Source organism: Pseudomonas sp. OTU5201 (genome assembly GCF_038440135.1).
GTDB lineage: Bacteria > Pseudomonadota > Gammaproteobacteria > Pseudomonadales > Pseudomonadaceae > Metapseudomonas > Metapseudomonas resinovorans.
This window is the reverse complement of the sequence record NZ_JASATC010000007.1, coordinates 87,741-103,013: the sequence shown is the minus strand read 5'-3', so window position 1 is coordinate 103,013 and position 15,273 is coordinate 87,741. Positions and strand designations below refer to the sequence as shown.

Genomic DNA, 15,273 nt, shown 5'->3' with positions numbered 1-15,273 from the left:
GTCTTAGCCACTACAACAAGAGACAGGAGAAACACCATGCGTTACGCCCAACCCGGTACCCCCGGCGCTGTCGTTTCCTTCAAGTCCCGCTACGGCAACTTCATCGGTGGCGAGTTCGTCGCCCCGGTCAAAGGCCAGTACTTCACCAATACCTCGCCGGTGAATGGCCAGCCGATCGCCGAATTCCCTCGTTCCACTGCCGAAGACATCGAAAAAGCCCTGGACGCCGCCCACGCTGCCGCCGATGCCTGGGGTCGCACGTCAGTGCAAGACCGCTCGAACGTCCTGCTGAAGATCGCCGACCGCATCGAGCAGAACCTGGAAGTCCTGGCCGTGACCGAGACCTGGGACAACGGCAAGCCGGTCCGTGAAACCCTGAACGCCGACATCCCGCTCGCCGTCGACCACTTCCGCTACTTCGCCGGCTGCATCCGCGCCCAGGAAGGCGGCGCCGCCGAGATCAACGAAAATACCGTTGCCTATCACATCCACGAGCCGCTGGGCGTGGTCGGGCAGATCATCCCCTGGAACTTCCCGCTGCTGATGGCCGCCTGGAAACTGGCCCCAGCACTGGCCGCCGGCAACTGCGTGGTGCTCAAACCTGCCGAGCAGACGCCGCTGGGCATTTCCGTACTGATGGAACTCATCGGCGACCTGCTGCCGGCCGGCGTGCTCAACGTGGTGCAAGGCTTCGGCAAGGAAGCGGGCGAAGCCCTGGCCACCAGCAAACGCATCGCCAAGATCGCCTTCACCGGCTCCACCCCGGTGGGTTCGCACATCCTCAAGTGCGCGGCGGAGAACATCATTCCGTCCACCGTAGAGCTGGGCGGCAAGAGCCCGAACATCTACTTCGAAGACATCATGCAGGCCGAACCGGCCTTCATCGAGAAGGCGGCCGAAGGTCTGGTACTGGCCTTCTTCAACCAGGGCGAAGTCTGCACCTGCCCGTCCCGCGCCCTGGTGCAGGAGTCCATCTACCCGGCGTTCATGGCCGAGGTGATGAAGAAGGTCAACGCCATCAAGCGCGGCGACCCGCTGGACACCGACACCATGGTTGGCGCCCAAGCGTCCCAGCAGCAGTTCGAGAAGATCCTCTCCTACCTCGACATCGCCCAGCAGGAAGGCGCTGAAGTGCTCACCGGCGGTGCCGTGGAGAAGCTGGAAGGCAACCTGTCCACCGGCTACTACATCCAGCCGACGCTGCTGAAAGGCAACAACAAGATGCGTGTGTTCCAGGAAGAAATCTTCGGCCCGGTGGTGGGTGTCACCACCTTCAAGGACGAAGCCGAAGCCTTGGCGATTGCCAACGACACCGAGTTCGGCCTGGGCGCCGGCCTCTGGACCCGCGACATCAACCGCGCCTACCGCATGGGCCGCGGCATCAAGGCCGGCCGTGTATGGACCAACTGCTACCACCTGTACCCGGCCCACGCCGCGTTCGGTGGCTACAAGAAGTCCGGCGTCGGCCGTGAAACCCACAAGATGATGCTCGACCACTACCAGCAGACCAAGAACCTGCTGGTGAGCTACGACATCAACCCGCTGGGCTTCTTCTGATCCCCGGCACCCCATGAAAAAACGCGGCCTCGGCCGCGTTTTTTTATGGCTGCTCCCACATTCCGGGCACTATTCCTGTCGGGGCGAATTCATTGGCTATGTCTGCATCACGTGTTGCAGGCAGCCGCATTGCCCGTAAGAGATGGCTTGCCAGCGAATGGCGGCGTTTCGCTGGCAAGCCAGCTCCTACAACGCAGACATAGCGATTGAAATCGCCCCTACAAAAAGAGCGAGCACCTTTAGCATTCTTCCCCCCGCCACTGCCTTGGGCTCACACCGAACCAGCGGCGGAAGGCACGGGAGAATGCGCTGGTTTCAGAGTAACCGAGCAAAGGCGCCAGCTCGGAGATCGGCCGCTGACGTTGACGCAGGTAATGCAGCGCCAGCTCGCGACGGGTCTGTTCCACCAGTTGACTGAAGCTCAGCCCCTCTTCGCGCAGACGCCGCTGCAAGCCCGCCGGAGTCAGTTCGAGGCGCTCTGCGATCTGTTCCAGACAAGGCTCTCCCAGCGCCAGCGCCAGTCGAATCTGGGTACCCGCCTCCTCCAGCAGGTTCGGCCCCACGCCCTGCTCACCCAGCCTGCGGATCACATCCTGGAACAGGAACAGCAGGTTGGGATCGCGCTCGGGCATGAGCTTGCCCTGCACATCACCCTTGGGCACCAGCAGGAAGTTGCAGGGCCGGCCGAACTGCACCGGTGCACCGAATGCCTGGCTGTGTTCCTGCCAGCCCTCCGGCCGGGCATGCTCGAAAGCCACGGCGCGCGGTGCCCAGTCGCGGCCCAGTGCATGGCGGACCAGGTTGAGCGCCATGCCCATGGTCAGCTCGGCATCCTGGCGGCGATCGAGGATCGCGCCATGGCGCACCTGGTAATCGAAGCGATAGCACTCGCCGCAATCCACCAGGCGGATCAGGGTGCTGTGCTGGTGATAGGGAAAAGCCGCGGCAAAGTTCTTCAGCGCCTCTTCCAGGGTGTTCGAGAACAGCCCGACATAGCCCAGCAGCCCCAGGTCGCGGGGCTGGAACTGCTGGCCATAACGCAGCCCGAAGTTGTCGCAGCCGGACTGTCGCGCAGCCACTTCCAGCACCTGGCAATAATTGGTCAGCGCCAGGCTGAGGGTCGGGTGCAACAGTTGCTCGGGGTCGATGCCGGCACGGCCGAAGATACGGTCCAGATCACCGCCCTGCCCGGTGATGAAGCGGTCGAGACCGCTGGCGGCAGCCGAAAGCACACCGACGTTGCTCGCGGCGGGTGCCTGCAGGCTGGCACTGGAAAACAGGGATGGATTCATCGCGGTCCACCGATTCTTTTTTGAACGGACAAACAAGCAAAACCCATGCCCTTGCCCAAGGTTCCAGCCATGGCCAATACAGGCCCTCCAGCGCGGCCTTTACGGGCCATTTGCGGGCATCACTTACGCGATTGCCCCGTGCCGGGGCACGCCCCGTGGGGCGATGGGTAACAGTGCTGCACGACTTGACCGCACAGGCGGCACACGGCCTTCCACGGTCAAGTCCTGGGCAGGGTCGCTGGATAAGATCGCGTCAGGTCATCCACCAACACCGCCCCCTGGGGCGAGGAGTCCCAATGAGCACAACACAACTAAAACCAACGCTCGGCACCTTGCACCTCTGGGGCATCGCCGTCGGCCTGGTGATCTCCGGCGAATACTTCGGCTGGAGCTATGGCTGGGGCGCGGCGGGCACCCTCGGGTTCCTGATCACCGCGCTGCTGGTGGCCACCATGTACACCTGCTTCATCTTCAGTTTCACCGAGCTGACCACCGCCATTCCCCACGCGGGCGGTCCCTTTGCCTACAGCCGCCGCGCGTTCGGCGAGAAAGGTGGATTGATCGCGGGCATCGCCACACTGATCGAGTTCGTCTTCGCCCCGCCGGCCATCGCCATGGCCATCGGCGCCTACCTCAACGTGCAGTACCCCGAGCTCGACCCGAAGCACGCTGCAGTTGGGGCGTACCTCATCTTCATGACCCTGAACATCCTCGGTGTCAGCATCGCCGCCACCTTCGAACTGGTGGTCACCGTGCTGGCCGTGGCTGAGCTGCTGGTGTTCATGGGCGTCGTCGCACCGGGCTTCAGCTTCAGCAACTTCGTGGTCAACGGCTGGGCGGGCACCAATGAGTTCGGCAGCCATGCCATCTCCGGCATCTTCGCCGCCATCCCCTTTGCCATCTGGTTCTTCCTCGCCATCGAGGGCGCGGCCATGGCGGCGGAGGAAGCCAAGGACCCGAAACGCACCATCCCGCGCGCTTATATCGCCGGCATCCTGACCCTGGTGTTCCTCGCCATCGGCGTGATGATCATGGCTGGCGGCGTGGGTGACTGGCGCGAGCTGTCGAACATCAACGATCCGCTGCCGCAGGCCATGAAGGCGGTGGTAGGCAATGACTCCACCTGGATGCACATGCTGGTGTGGATCGGCCTGTTCGGCCTGGTGGCCAGCTTCCACGGCATCATCCTCGGCTACTCGCGGCAGTTCTTCGCGCTGGCCCGCGCTGGCTACCTGCCGCGCGGCCTGGCCAAGCTGTCGCGCTTCCAGACGCCTCATCGCGCCATCCTCGCCGGCGGCGTGATCGGCATCGCCGCCATTTACAGCGACGGCCTGGTAAACCTGCAGGGCATGACCCTGACCGCAGCGATGATCACCATGAGCGTGTTCGGCGCTATCGTCATGTACATCATCAGCATGCTCAGCCTGTTCAAACTGCGCAGAACCGAGCCGCACCTGGAGCGCACCTTCCGCGCCCCGGGCTACCCGGTGGTGCCGGCGATTGCCCTGGTGCTGGCGGTGGTTTGCCTGTTGGCGATGGCCTGGTTCAATACGCTGATCGGCGGCATCTTTCTTGCCTTCATGATTGTCGGGTACATCTACTTCCAGCTCACCGCGCATCATCGCGCCAGCGCACCGGCCGATGCCCTGCTGAACGGGGCCTGAGGCCTCCCCACCCCACCGCCAGGCGGTGGGGTGTTCGTATCCCGGATGAAATCCGGGAACGTTGAATTCCCCGGATTGCATCCGGGCTAACCTGATCGCCGATCCACGTTCACCAGAAGGACGGAGGCACAGATGGCCAGTTTTTCCCACAGCGTCGGCGGCGAGACCTGGCGTTTCGACAGCCTCAAGGAGGTGATGGCCAAGGCCAGCCCGGCGCGCTCCGGCGACTACCTGGCCGGGGTCGCCGCCGCCAGCGATGGCGAACGTGTCGCCGCGCAGATGGCCCTGGCAGATATCCCCCTCAAGCATTTCCTCGACGAGGCGCTGATTCCCTACGAAGAAGACGAAGTCACCCGCCTGATCATCGACAGCCACGACCGTGCGGCCTTCGACCCGGTCAGCCACCTGACCGTGGGCGGCTTCCGTGACTGGCTGCTCAGCGAACACACCGACGAAGCCAGCCTGCGCGCCCTGGCCAAGGGCCTGACGCCGGAAATGGCCGCTGCCGTATCGAAGATCATGCGCGTGCAGGACCTGGTGCTGGTGGCGCAGAAAATCCGCGTCATCACCCGCTTCCGCAACACCATGGGCCTGCGCGGCCGGCTCTCTACCCGCCTGCAGCCCAACCATCCCACGGACGAGCCCGCCGGCATTGCCGCGAGCATCCTCGATGGACTGCTCTACGGTAACGGGGATGCCATGCTCGGCATCAACCCGGCCACCGACAGTATTTCTTCGATCTGCGCGATGCTGGAAATGCTCGACGCCATCATCCAGCGATACGAGATTCCCACCCAGGCCTGCGTGCTGACCCACGTCACCACCTCCATCGCCGCCATCGAGCGCGGCGTGCCGCTGGACCTGGTGTTCCAGTCCATCGCCGGCACGGAAGCGGCCAACGCCAGTTTCGGCATCAGTCTGAAAATCCTTCAGGAAGGCTACGAGGCCGGCCTGTCGCAGAAGCGCGGCACCCTGGGCAACAACCTCATGTACTTCGAGACTGGCCAGGGCAGCGCGCTCTCGGCCAACGCCCACCACGGTGTCGACCAGCAAACCTGCGAAACCCGCGCCTACGCCGTGGCCCGGCACTTCAACCCCTTCCTGGTGAATACGGTGGTCGGGTTCATCGGCCCGGAGTACCTCTACAACGGCAAGCAGATCATCCGCGCCGGCCTGGAAGACCACTTCTGCGCCAAGCTGCTCGGCGTGCCCATGGGCTGCGACATCTGCTACACCAACCACGCCGAAGCCGACCAGGACGACATGGACACCCTGCTGACCCTGCTTGGCGTGGCCGGTATCAACTTCATCATGGGCATCCCCGGCTCAGACGACGTGATGCTCAACTACCAGACCACCTCCTTCCATGACGCGCTCTACGCCCGCCAGAGCCTGGGCCTGAAACCAGCGCCAGAGTTCGAGCTCTGGCTGGAGCGCATGGGTATCCTGGTGCAGAACGACGGCCGGGTCGTGCTCGGCGACCAGCTTCCGCCGGCCTTCCGCCAGGCCATCGCACGACTGGCCTGAACCCGAGGAGAGACGGATGAAGACTCCACGCCCCACCTCCGGCCACACCGCCAACCCCTGGGAAGAACTGCGCCGCCTGACCCCGGCGCGCATCGCCCTGGGACGCGCCGGCATCAGCCTGCCCACCCATGCCCAGCTGAACTTCCAGTACGCCCACGCCCAGGCGCGGGACGCCGTGCACCTGCCGTTCGACCATGCAGGACTTGCCGCTTCGTTGGCCGAACGTGGCCGCGAGACGCTCCTGCTGCACAGCGCCGCGGCGGACCGCGACACCTACCTGCAGCGCCCGGACCTTGGCCGGCGCCTGGATGCCGCCTCGCGGGAAAAACTGCTGCAGCAGGCCCAGGCCAACCCCGGAGGCTACGACCTGGCCGTGGTGGTGGCCGACGGTCTCTCCGCCCTGGCCGTACAACGCCACAGCCTGCCCTTCCTCGAACGCATGGAGGAACAGGCCTCGGCCGAAGGCTGGTCGCTCTCGCCCGTCGTCCTCGTACAGCAGGGCCGGGTGGCGGTGGCCGATGAAGTGGGCGAACTGCTGAGGGCGAAGATGGTGGTGATCCTCATCGGCGAGCGCCCCGGTCTCAGCTCACCGGACAGCCTCGGCCTGTACTTCACCTGGGCACCACGGGTCGGCCTGACCGATGCCTACCGCAACTGCATCTCCAACGTGCGCCTGGAGGGCCTCAGCTATGGCATGGCCGCCCACCGCCTGCTCTACCTGATGCGCGAGGCCTGCCGCCGCCAGCTATCCGGGGTCAACCTGAAGGACGAGGCTGAAGTACCCAGCCTTTCCGGCGAGCCGGACCGCACCCTGGCCGGCAACTTCCTGCTGGCCACCGACCACCACTGAACCCGCGCCTCCCCAGGGGCGCGGATCTACCAGTCAAACGCTTGCTTGGATTGCGCTTTCCACAATTTCTGGTGCAGCATCGACACCCTTGGCTGGCACAGCATCTGCATCGCCAATCACGTCCATCCACAGATACCGAGGCCCATCATGCGCATCGTCCAAGCCACCCTGGAGCACCTGGACCTGCTTTCTCCGCTGTTCGTGAAGTACCGTGAGTTCTATGGTGAGCTGCCCTTCCCGGAGTCCTCGAGAAAGTTCCTGGAGAAACGCCTGAGCCGCAAGGAATCGGTGATCTATCTGGCCTTTCCGGATGACGACGACACTCGTCTGCTGGGCTTTTGCCAGCTCTACCCGAGCTTCTCCTCGTTGTCGCTGAAGCGCGTGTGGATCCTCAACGACATCTACGTCGCCGAAGACGCCCGCCGCCAACTGGTGGCCGACCGCCTGCTGCAGACCGCGAAGAAGATGGCGCGAGAAACCAACGCCGTGCGCATGCGCGTGTCCACCAGCGTGAGCAACGAGGTGGCGCACAAGGTGTACGAGTCCATCGGATTCCACGAAGACGCCGAGTTCAAGAACTACATCCTGCCAATCAACAGCGACTGAACCGCTGTACGAGCCCGGCCAACGAGCCGGGCTCTTCCCCGCTAGCCCAGCCCCATCCAGAGCCCCAGCAATACCGGGAGCACGACCAGCACGGCCAGCGCCACGCGCCGCGTTCGGTTGAACCGGGGCGCAGATTTGTGCCTGAGCGACTGATCCAGCAGACGTTCCAGGGCCAACTGGAACTCCGACAACGCCTCGAAGCGTGCCCGTGGCTGCGGCGCCAGAGCCTTGGCCAGCACACCATCCCAACCGGCGGGAACCCCTCGCACACGGCCCGCCAGGGGCACATAGCGGCTGGCCTGTCCCCCTTCGGGTCGAGTCGCCTCTGGCCATTGTCCACTGAGCAGCCAATACACCAGCGCCGCCAGGGCGAACTGGTCAGCGCTGCCGTCCAGGGCGCGACCATGGCGCAGCTCCGGTGCCAGAGGCACGGCCTGCGGCGGTGCGGGTTGCCGGGCGACCCCAGGAAGGATGGCGGCAAACTCCGGCAACAGCAGCAACCGGCCGTGTTCATCCAGCAGTATTTGCCGGGGATTCAGCCAGAGCCCCTGCATGCCGCGACGCTGTAGCGAGCGAACCGCCTCGATCAGCTGCACCACAATGGCCAGGGTGGATTTCGCATCCAGGGGCGTGCGGCCCTCTCGCCGGCGCGCCAGACTCTGCGCGCCGGCCGGCGGCAGGGCGAACAGCAGGAAGGCATGCTGGCGCCCCTGACGCGGCGACAGCACCTGAGGCAAGGTCGCCACCGGACTGCGACGCAGCACCCACTCGCGCTGCCAGAAGGCTTCGTCGGCATCCTCGTCAGCCAACCAGAGCAACGCTTCGCGACCTTCCTCCTCTGCGCGAAACAGACGTCCTGGCGGGCCATAGTCGCAGTGTGCGAGCAAGGTCCAGCCATCCACCTCCATCCCGGGCGCGGCAGTTTCCAATCGAGGCCACTGAGTGCTCGACGCCACGGGCGGCAGGCTGTGCGGCTCACCCGGCAGGACCAGAGCCGCAGCGCCAGGGGCACTGAGAAGAGGCTCCAGAAGGTTTCCCAGATGGCCGGGTTGCAAGCTGTTGCAGGCTTCACCCAAGGCGCGCAGATCGGCAACGTCCAACAGCGGCTGGGGAGCCAGCAGCAGGGGCTGATTCGGCGTCAGCGGCAGACTGTGTTGAATCACCGCCAGCTCCGCCTGATCCCCCAAGGGGTTATCCCGCCCGACCAGGCCCTGAGTCAGATCGCCCCGAAAGTGCACCAGGCCGACCGCCCCTGCTTGCAGAAAATGCGCCTCGCCATCCTGCACCAGCAGCAGGCCGGCACTCAATTCCGGGACTCGCTCACCGGCCTGGCGCCGACGAAAGAGCTGGAGGTTGAGCGCCGCCAGCACCTGCCGAGCCGCCTGCGTCTCGCTCCACCCCTCGGGGGTGCACGCATAGTCGGCGAACAAGGCGTCGAGGTATTGGCCAAGTAACTGCACCACACCGGTGCACGAACGTCCCCAGAGCAGGGCCACCAACAACAGCGGCGGACGCCCCTGGCGCCCAGCGACCCAAGTCGCACGGGCGCGGGCCGCTTGGTTTGGCAGGTCCAGACCGTGCCCCTGGGCCAGACTCACGGCGGGGTGTTCCAATAGCTGCAAAGGCATCGGCAGGCATCCTGATCCGGGAAAACAATCGAAACAGTTGCAGCCTTTATGCCGTTCACCATTCGGCTAACAGCTCATCGTGGCCAAGGGACTTCCCCCTATAATGTGTCAATCACTGCCCTAACCCGCCGCAGTCCTTCACAAGGCGTCTCATGGATTTCAACCCGATCGACCTCATTCTCCACCTGGACCAATACCTCAACCTGCTGGTCACCAACTACGGAACCTGGATCTACGCCATCCTGTTCCTGGTCATCTTCTGTGAGACGGGCCTGGTGGTAATGCCCTTCCTACCCGGCGACTCCCTGCTCTTCATCGCAGGCGCCGTGTGCGCCACCGGCGGCATGGACCCTTGGCTGCTCGGCGGCTTGCTGATGATCGCGGCCATCAGTGGCGACAGCACCAACTACCTGATCGGACGCACCGCGGGAGAGCGGCTGTTCAGCAACCCGGACTCGAAGATCTTCCGCCGCGACTACCTGCAGCGCACCCATGACTTCTATGATCGCCACGGCGGCAAGACGGTGACCCTGGCGCGCTTCCTGCCCATCGTGCGGACCTTCGCGCCCTTCGTCGCCGGCGTGGGCCGCATGCCCTATCCGCGCTTCCTCGCCTTCAGCGTACTGGGCACCCTCCTCTGGGTGGGCGGCCTGGTGACCCTCGGCTTCTTCTTCGGCAACGTGCCCTTCATCAAGCAGAACCTGTCGCTGATGATCGTCTTCATCATCGGCCTGTCCCTGCTGCCGATGCTGATCGGCTTCGCCCGGGGCCACTTTCGCCCCGCCGGCAAGAGCGCCAGGCAATCGAGCTGACCTGCGCACCATGTGGTCCTATCGCAGCTGGCGCCGTCGGCGCATCCTGAGCCGTAACCCGGTCGCCCCGCAGCAGTGGACGACCGTGCGCCAGCGCCTGCCGATCCTCGACGGCCTGGGCGATGCCGAAGACCAGCGCCTGCGCGAACGCAGCGTGCTCTTCTTGCACGAGAAGCACATCAGCACCCTGCCCGGCGTACAACTCTCCCACGAAGACCGCCTGACCCTCGCCGCCTTGGCCCAACTGCCCCTGCTGCACCTGCCGGACCTCAACTGGTACCAGGGCTTCCACGAGCTGGTGCTCTACCCCGACGACTTCGTCAGCCCCCAGCGCCACCGCGACGCGGCCGGCGTTGAGCACGAATACGAGGACGAACGCAGCGGCGAATCCTGGCAGTTCGGCCCAGTCATCCTCGCCTGGCCCGGCGTACAGGCCAGCGGCGGCTGGGATGGCTACAACCTGGTGATCCACGAGCTGGCGCACAAGCTCGACATGCTCAATGGCAGCCCCAACGGCCTGCCGCCACTGCATCGCGACATGCGCCAATCCGACTGGTCCCTGGCCATGCAGACCGCCTACGACGCATTGAACGCCCAACTCGACCGCGACCCCGACGCCGAAACGCCGATCGACCCGTATGCAGCCGAAGACCCGGCAGAATTCTTCGCCGTCACCAGCGAGTACTTCTTCACCGCCCCAGACCTCCTCGACCAGGCCTTTCCGGCCGTCTACCGCCAGCTCCAGGCCTTCTACCGCCAGGACCCGTTGAGCCGCTTGAAACGGTTGCAAGACGGCCATCCGGACTATCGCGACGCGACCAATGGATAAGTAGAACGGCGTGGCATCGGCCTGGGAATATGCCTATAATCGCGCCCACTTTTTTGGCCCACCCCCAGGGAGTTGACCATGAGCTACAGCAAGATCCCGGCCGGTAAAGACCTGCCGAACGACATCTACGTCGCGATCGAGATTCCGGCCAACCACGCGCCGATCAAATACGAAATCGACAAAGACAGCGACTGCCTGTTCGTCGACCGTTTCATGGCCACCCCGATGTTCTATCCGGCCAACTACGGCTACATCCCGAACACCCTGGCTGACGACGGCGATCCCCTGGACGTGCTGGTCGTCACCCCCTACCCGGTTGCTCCGGGCGCCGTGATCCGCGCCCGTCCGGTCGGCGTCCTGCACATGACCGACGAAGCCGGTGGCGACGCCAAACTGATCGCCGTACCCCACGACAAACTGAGCGTCCTCTACAAGGACGTGAAGGAATACACCGACCTGCCGGCCCTGCTGCTGGAGCAGATCAAGCACTTCTTCGAGAACTACAAGGACCTCGAAAAAGGCAAGTGGGTGAAAGTAGAAGGCTGGGGCAACGCTGACGCTGCCCGCGCCGAAATCACTAAAGCGGTTGCGGCTTACCAAAAGTAAGCCCTGACCTCTCATGAAAAGCCGGCCACAAGCCGGCTTTTTTATTGCCTGGAGGGCGCTGGTTTCGAGTATTCGTCCATCATCGTGACTCTGACCCACACCAGCCTTGGGGGCTGCAAGCCGATTCCAGGCCGTAAGCAGCAACAGACCTTTAATGCGGCGTCTGGTCGGGGCGCGTCGCCCTTCGGGAGTTTCCATCACAGCCTCGCTTCCTTGCATGCGCGAATACCGGCCAATGGCCGCTTGCCACACCACGGCATTCCTCCAGAATGCTCGGGTTAGAATGCCGCCCCGTTTTCCGTGAACTCCCGCCATGAACCACGACGCCATCGCCACCCTCGAACAGCAACTGATCGCCGCCCTGGAGCATCTGCCGGACGAGATCCGCCGTGTCTTCCACGGCCGCGGACGGCGGTGGGCGGGGTTGGAGCAAGTGACGGTCGACTGGCTGCAGGGCGTGATGCTGGTGTCGTTGTTTCGCGAGGTGGGTGAAGACGAACTTGCTGCGCTGAGGGCCATGTTGCTGCGCCTCACCGAATCGCCAGCGTGGCAGCGCAGTGGCGCTTGCACACTGCTGCTGCAGCACCGCTACCTGCTGGAAAGCACCGTGGAGTTGCTCTGGGGCAAGGCGGTGGATGAGTGCGTGGTCAGCGAAGGCGGCCTGCGCTTCAAGCTGGACCTGGGAAAGAAGCAGAACAACGGCCTGTTCCTCGACATGCGCTACGGCCGCGACTGGGTCCGGGCCAATGCCCAGGGCAAGCGGGTGCTCAATCTGTTCGCCTACACCTGTGGCTTCTCGGTGGCGGCCATCGAGGGTGGTGCGGAGCACGTAGTGAACCTGGACATGGCCAGCTCGGCCTTGAGCCGAGGCCGGGAAAACCATCGGCTGAATGGCCATGACCTCAGCCGTGTGAGTTTCCTTGGCCACGAATTGTTCAAGTCCTGGGGCAAGGTGAAGAAGCTCGGCCCTTATGACCTGGTGATCATCGATCCGCCGTCCTTCCAGAAAGGGAGCTTCGCCCTGACCCGCGATTATCAGAAGATCTTGCGCCGCCTGCCGGAGTTACTGACCGAGAACGGGGTGGTGCTGGCTTGCGTGAACGATCCGGCTATTGGTCCGGATTTCCTCATCCAGGGCATGCAGGCCGAAGCGCCAGAGTTGCGGTTTGCGGAGCGGCTGGAGAATCCGCCGGAGTTCGAGGATATCGATGCGGATGCGGGGTTGAAGGCGTTGGTGTTTCAGAGGGGGTAAACCGCGCCGCCAGGGGTTTGCCGTTCCTGTAGGAGCGAAATCATTCGCGAAGCAGGACGCAGTCCTGCCATGGCACGTGGCCCAATACCGAATGGGGGAGCCTCACCCCAACCCTCTCCCGGAGGGAGAGGGGGCTGTCCGTGCCACGGAACGTTCAACCTGTAGGGGCGAATGCATTCGCCAAGCAGGCCGCAGGCCTGCCCACGTGAATAGGAACGCTAGAACGGCACCGTCAGCTTCAGCCAATAGGCATCGCCTTCCGCGCGGTTGCGCACCTGGCTTTCCTGCTCCCATTTGGCGGTGAGGAACCAGCCGTCCTTGTTGCTGTACATGATCGACGGGCCGATGGAGAAGGCGCGGCCTTTGTTGTCGTCGATGCGCTCGCCGTCCTGGCGGTCGTCGGTGGTCTGGCGGTAGTAGTAGCCGCCCACGCCCAACACCCAGCCATTACCCAGGCCCCAGCCGACGGCATAGTCGAAGTGGAATTCCTGGCCGGAGCGGTAGTCGGTGGCGGGGTTTTCCCGGTTGAAGTCGTACATCAGTTTCACGCTGGCATTAAGGCCAGCGGGGTCAACGTACGAGATCGCCCATACCGGCTCGACGGTCCAGTAGTTACGCCCGATGTTGGCCAGGTCGCCGCGGTCGTATTCACCCGAGGGGGCGATGAAGTCCAGGGCGAAGATGCTGTGCAGCTTGTCGCTGTGATGAAAGCCCAGGGCCGGGCCGAAGATGATGTCGCCCAGTCCCTTCTTGTGCTGGGACTGGCCGTTCACTTCGACTTTGAGGTCGACGAATGGAAACAGCGCGGCGAAGGCCAGGTTGCCGCCGAACAGCTGCTGCTCGCTCACCCATATCAGGCGCGGCGCTACGACGTTGGCACGCACGCGGAAGTCCACGGGCAGGCTGCGGCCGTCGTTGCCGCGCAGGGTGTCGGCTTCGTAATGAGTGGAGAACACCTGCCCGTAAAAGCCCGGTGGCGGCATGGCGCCGGACATGTAGTTCTCGGCACCCACGGGGTAGGTGGAGCCGCCGCCTTCGGTGGCATGGGCGACATGGCCGAGGGTGGCGAGGATGCAGCAGGAAAGGACACGCAGTTTGGCGCTCATCAGCAGTACCTTGTTGTTTTTATGGGCGTGAGCCGCCGTCCGTACGCGCGGCACGGAGCGGCGGATGAAGCGGAGTCAGATGCGCTTGAACAGGGCTGAACGGGTGCTCTCGCCGGCGCCATCGGCAGCGGTCAGGAAGCGCTCCATGAAGATGTCGCGCTCGAACAGCCGGCCCTGCATCAGGGCAGTGATGGCGGCGTCGATCATCGGCGGCGGCCCGCAGAGATAGGCCTTGTTGCCGGTGAAGCGACCGTCGAAGTGTTGCTTCGCCGCGTCATGTACGTAGCCGCGGAAGCCGGTCCACTCAGTGTCTTCCGCCGCCTGGCTGAGGGACGGCACGTAGGTGAAGTTCTCGTGCTCTTCGGCCAGGCGCTCGAAGAGCTCGCGGTTGTAGAGCTCGGCGCGATTGCGAGCGCCCTGGAACAGCACCATGCGCCGCGTGTCCCCCTGCTCCAGCAGGTCGAGAATCATCGACTGCGGGCTGGACAGCCCCGAGCCGCCAGCGATGAAGATCAGGTCGCCGGCTTGCGAGCCGCGCACGAAGAACTGGCCATAGGGGCCGGAAACCTCCAGCGCGTCCCCCACCTTCAATTCGCGGTGGATGAAACCGGTAGCCTGTCCACCGTCCACCAGGCGCACGTGCAGCTCCACTTCGTCAGCGCGACTCGGCGGGTTGGCCAGGGAAAAGGCGCGGGTGCCTTCGATGCCGGGTATCTGCAGGTTGATGTACTGCCCGGCCTGGAAGTCCATGGGACGGTCCAGCTTCAGGCGCAGACCCTTGATGGTGGGCGAGAGGTCGTCCAGGGCGACCACCGTCGCGTGGAAGTCCTGCACGGTGTGCCCGGCGAAGTCCGGATCGACATCGATGTCGGCCTCGATCACCAGGTCACTCTGCGGGATGGCGCAACAGGCCAGCACTTTGCCCTCGTCACGCTCCATGTCCATCAGAGCGAAGGGCGAGGCGGCACCGACGTCCACCTCCCCTTCCAGCACTTGCAGCTTGCAGGTGGCGCACGTGCCATGGCCGCAGGCGAAGGGCAGCCAGACGCCCTGGCGCAAGGCCGCCTGGAGGATGGTCTGGCCCTCCTCCACTTCGATCTGCTCGCCGGTAGGTTCGATGGTGACCTGGTAACTCATGGCGACCTCCTCAGTTGAAGCTGCCGTTGAGGCCATCCAGGCCAGGGGTGAAAAGGTGCAGCAGGCTCTTGTGGCCAATGCCGTTGCTGGCCAGCCCCGCCGTCAGGTCGGGCTGGAGGTCAGCATCGTCCAGGCGCCAGAGGGCTTTTTTGAAATCCACCTTCGCGGCATCGGGGTGCGGTGCAATGGCCGGCTTGACCACGTTCTCGATGAAGTCACCGAAGGGCATGTCCGGCGGCAGCGGCAGGGTGAAAGGGGCGCAGAACATCAGGTGGCGTTCCCAGCAGAGGTACACCAGTTGCAGGCCGTTGAAGTTTTCCTGGCGGTCCAGGGATTGCGCCGCATAGGCGCCGATGGCAGTCACGGGCATGACGCTGTCCTTCTTGTAATGGGGTGGAAGGCGGGTG

At 64.3% G+C, this 15,273-nt stretch carries 14 protein-coding genes; 9 read left to right on the top strand and 5 right to left on the bottom strand.

What is annotated here, in order from left to right; all coding sequences use genetic code 11:
* Positions 1–36 precede the first annotated feature (36 nt).
* Complete coding sequence (exaC, locus tag AAHM40_RS06610; RefSeq protein ID WP_342243930.1) at positions 37–1,557, top strand: acetaldehyde dehydrogenase ExaC; 1,521 nt, start codon at positions 37–39, stop codon at positions 1,555–1,557.
* A 239-nt stretch (positions 1,558–1,796) separates the two neighbouring features.
* On the opposite strand, the gene qhpR is transcribed toward exaC, so the two are convergent.
* Complete coding sequence (gene qhpR / locus AAHM40_RS06605) at positions 1,797–2,849, bottom strand: AraC-like transcriptional regulator QhpR (RefSeq protein WP_342243929.1); 1,053 nt, start codon at positions 2,847–2,849, stop codon at positions 1,797–1,799.
* A 296-nt stretch (positions 2,850–3,145) separates the two neighbouring features.
* Here qhpR and eat point away from each other — a divergent pair, with 296 nt between their 5' ends.
* The 4 genes from eat to AAHM40_RS06585 all read left to right on the top strand — a co-directional run bounded on the left by eat (position 3,146) and on the right by AAHM40_RS06585 (position 7,496).
* Positions 3,146–4,513 (top strand): ethanolamine permease, encoded by a 1,368-nt coding sequence (gene eat / locus AAHM40_RS06600; protein ID WP_342243928.1) that lies wholly within the window; start codon positions 3,146–3,148, stop codon positions 4,511–4,513.
* 132 nt (positions 4,514–4,645) lie between these two features.
* On the top strand, positions 4,646–6,040 hold the full coding sequence (locus tag AAHM40_RS06595) for an ethanolamine ammonia-lyase subunit EutB (protein ID WP_342243927.1): 1,395 nt from the start codon (positions 4,646–4,648) through the stop codon (positions 6,038–6,040).
* Positions 6,041–6,056: 16 nt separating this feature from the next.
* Positions 6,057–6,890: an ethanolamine ammonia-lyase subunit EutC gene (eutC, locus tag AAHM40_RS06590; protein ID WP_342243926.1), complete on the top strand. Its 834-nt coding sequence runs from the start codon at positions 6,057–6,059 to the stop codon at positions 6,888–6,890.
* 147 nt (positions 6,891–7,037) lie between these two features.
* Entirely contained in the window at positions 7,038–7,496 is a 459-nt protein-coding gene (locus tag AAHM40_RS06585; protein WP_342243925.1) for a GNAT family N-acetyltransferase, read from the top strand.
* A gap of 41 nt (positions 7,497–7,537) precedes the next feature.
* Here AAHM40_RS06585 and AAHM40_RS06580 read toward each other — a convergent pair whose 3' ends face one another.
* On the bottom strand, positions 7,538–9,124 hold the full coding sequence (locus AAHM40_RS06580) for a protein kinase (RefSeq protein WP_342243924.1): 1,587 nt from the start codon (positions 9,122–9,124) through the stop codon (positions 7,538–7,540).
* A gap of 152 nt (positions 9,125–9,276) precedes the next feature.
* Here AAHM40_RS06580 and AAHM40_RS06575 point away from each other — a divergent pair, with 152 nt between their 5' ends.
* The 4 genes from AAHM40_RS06575 (at position 9,277) to AAHM40_RS06560 (ending at position 12,623) form a co-directional block, all read left to right on the top strand.
* Positions 9,277–9,936, top strand: a complete 660-nt coding sequence (locus AAHM40_RS06575) for a DedA family protein (protein WP_342243923.1) — start codon at positions 9,277–9,279, stop codon at positions 9,934–9,936.
* A gap of 10 nt (positions 9,937–9,946) precedes the next feature.
* A complete protein-coding gene (locus tag AAHM40_RS06570; RefSeq protein WP_280284377.1) occupies positions 9,947–10,765 on the top strand; it encodes a M90 family metallopeptidase in 819 nt (272 codons plus the stop codon).
* A 78-nt stretch (positions 10,766–10,843) separates the two neighbouring features.
* Positions 10,844–11,371, top strand: a complete 528-nt coding sequence (gene ppa, locus AAHM40_RS06565) for an inorganic diphosphatase (protein WP_137820946.1) — start codon at positions 10,844–10,846, stop codon at positions 11,369–11,371.
* A 313-nt stretch (positions 11,372–11,684) separates the two neighbouring features.
* Positions 11,685–12,623 (top strand): class I SAM-dependent methyltransferase, encoded by a 939-nt coding sequence (locus AAHM40_RS06560; protein WP_342243922.1) that lies wholly within the window; start codon positions 11,685–11,687, stop codon positions 12,621–12,623.
* 218 nt (positions 12,624–12,841) lie between these two features.
* Here AAHM40_RS06560 and AAHM40_RS06555 read toward each other — a convergent pair whose 3' ends face one another.
* The 3 genes from AAHM40_RS06555 to AAHM40_RS06545 all read right to left on the bottom strand — a co-directional run bounded on the left by AAHM40_RS06555 (position 12,842) and on the right by AAHM40_RS06545 (position 15,236).
* Positions 12,842–13,729, bottom strand: a complete 888-nt coding sequence (locus tag AAHM40_RS06555) for a SphA family protein (RefSeq protein ID WP_342243921.1) — start codon at positions 13,727–13,729, stop codon at positions 12,842–12,844.
* Between the two features lie 75 nt (positions 13,730–13,804).
* Entirely contained in the window at positions 13,805–14,866 is a 1,062-nt protein-coding gene (locus AAHM40_RS06550) for an NADH:ubiquinone reductase (Na(+)-transporting) subunit F (RefSeq protein WP_342243920.1), read from the bottom strand.
* A gap of 10 nt (positions 14,867–14,876) precedes the next feature.
* Positions 14,877–15,236, bottom strand: coding sequence for a phenol hydroxylase subunit P4 (locus AAHM40_RS06545; protein WP_342243919.1), 360 nt, complete (start codon positions 15,234–15,236; stop codon positions 14,877–14,879).
* Positions 15,237–15,273: the final 37 nt, after the last annotated feature.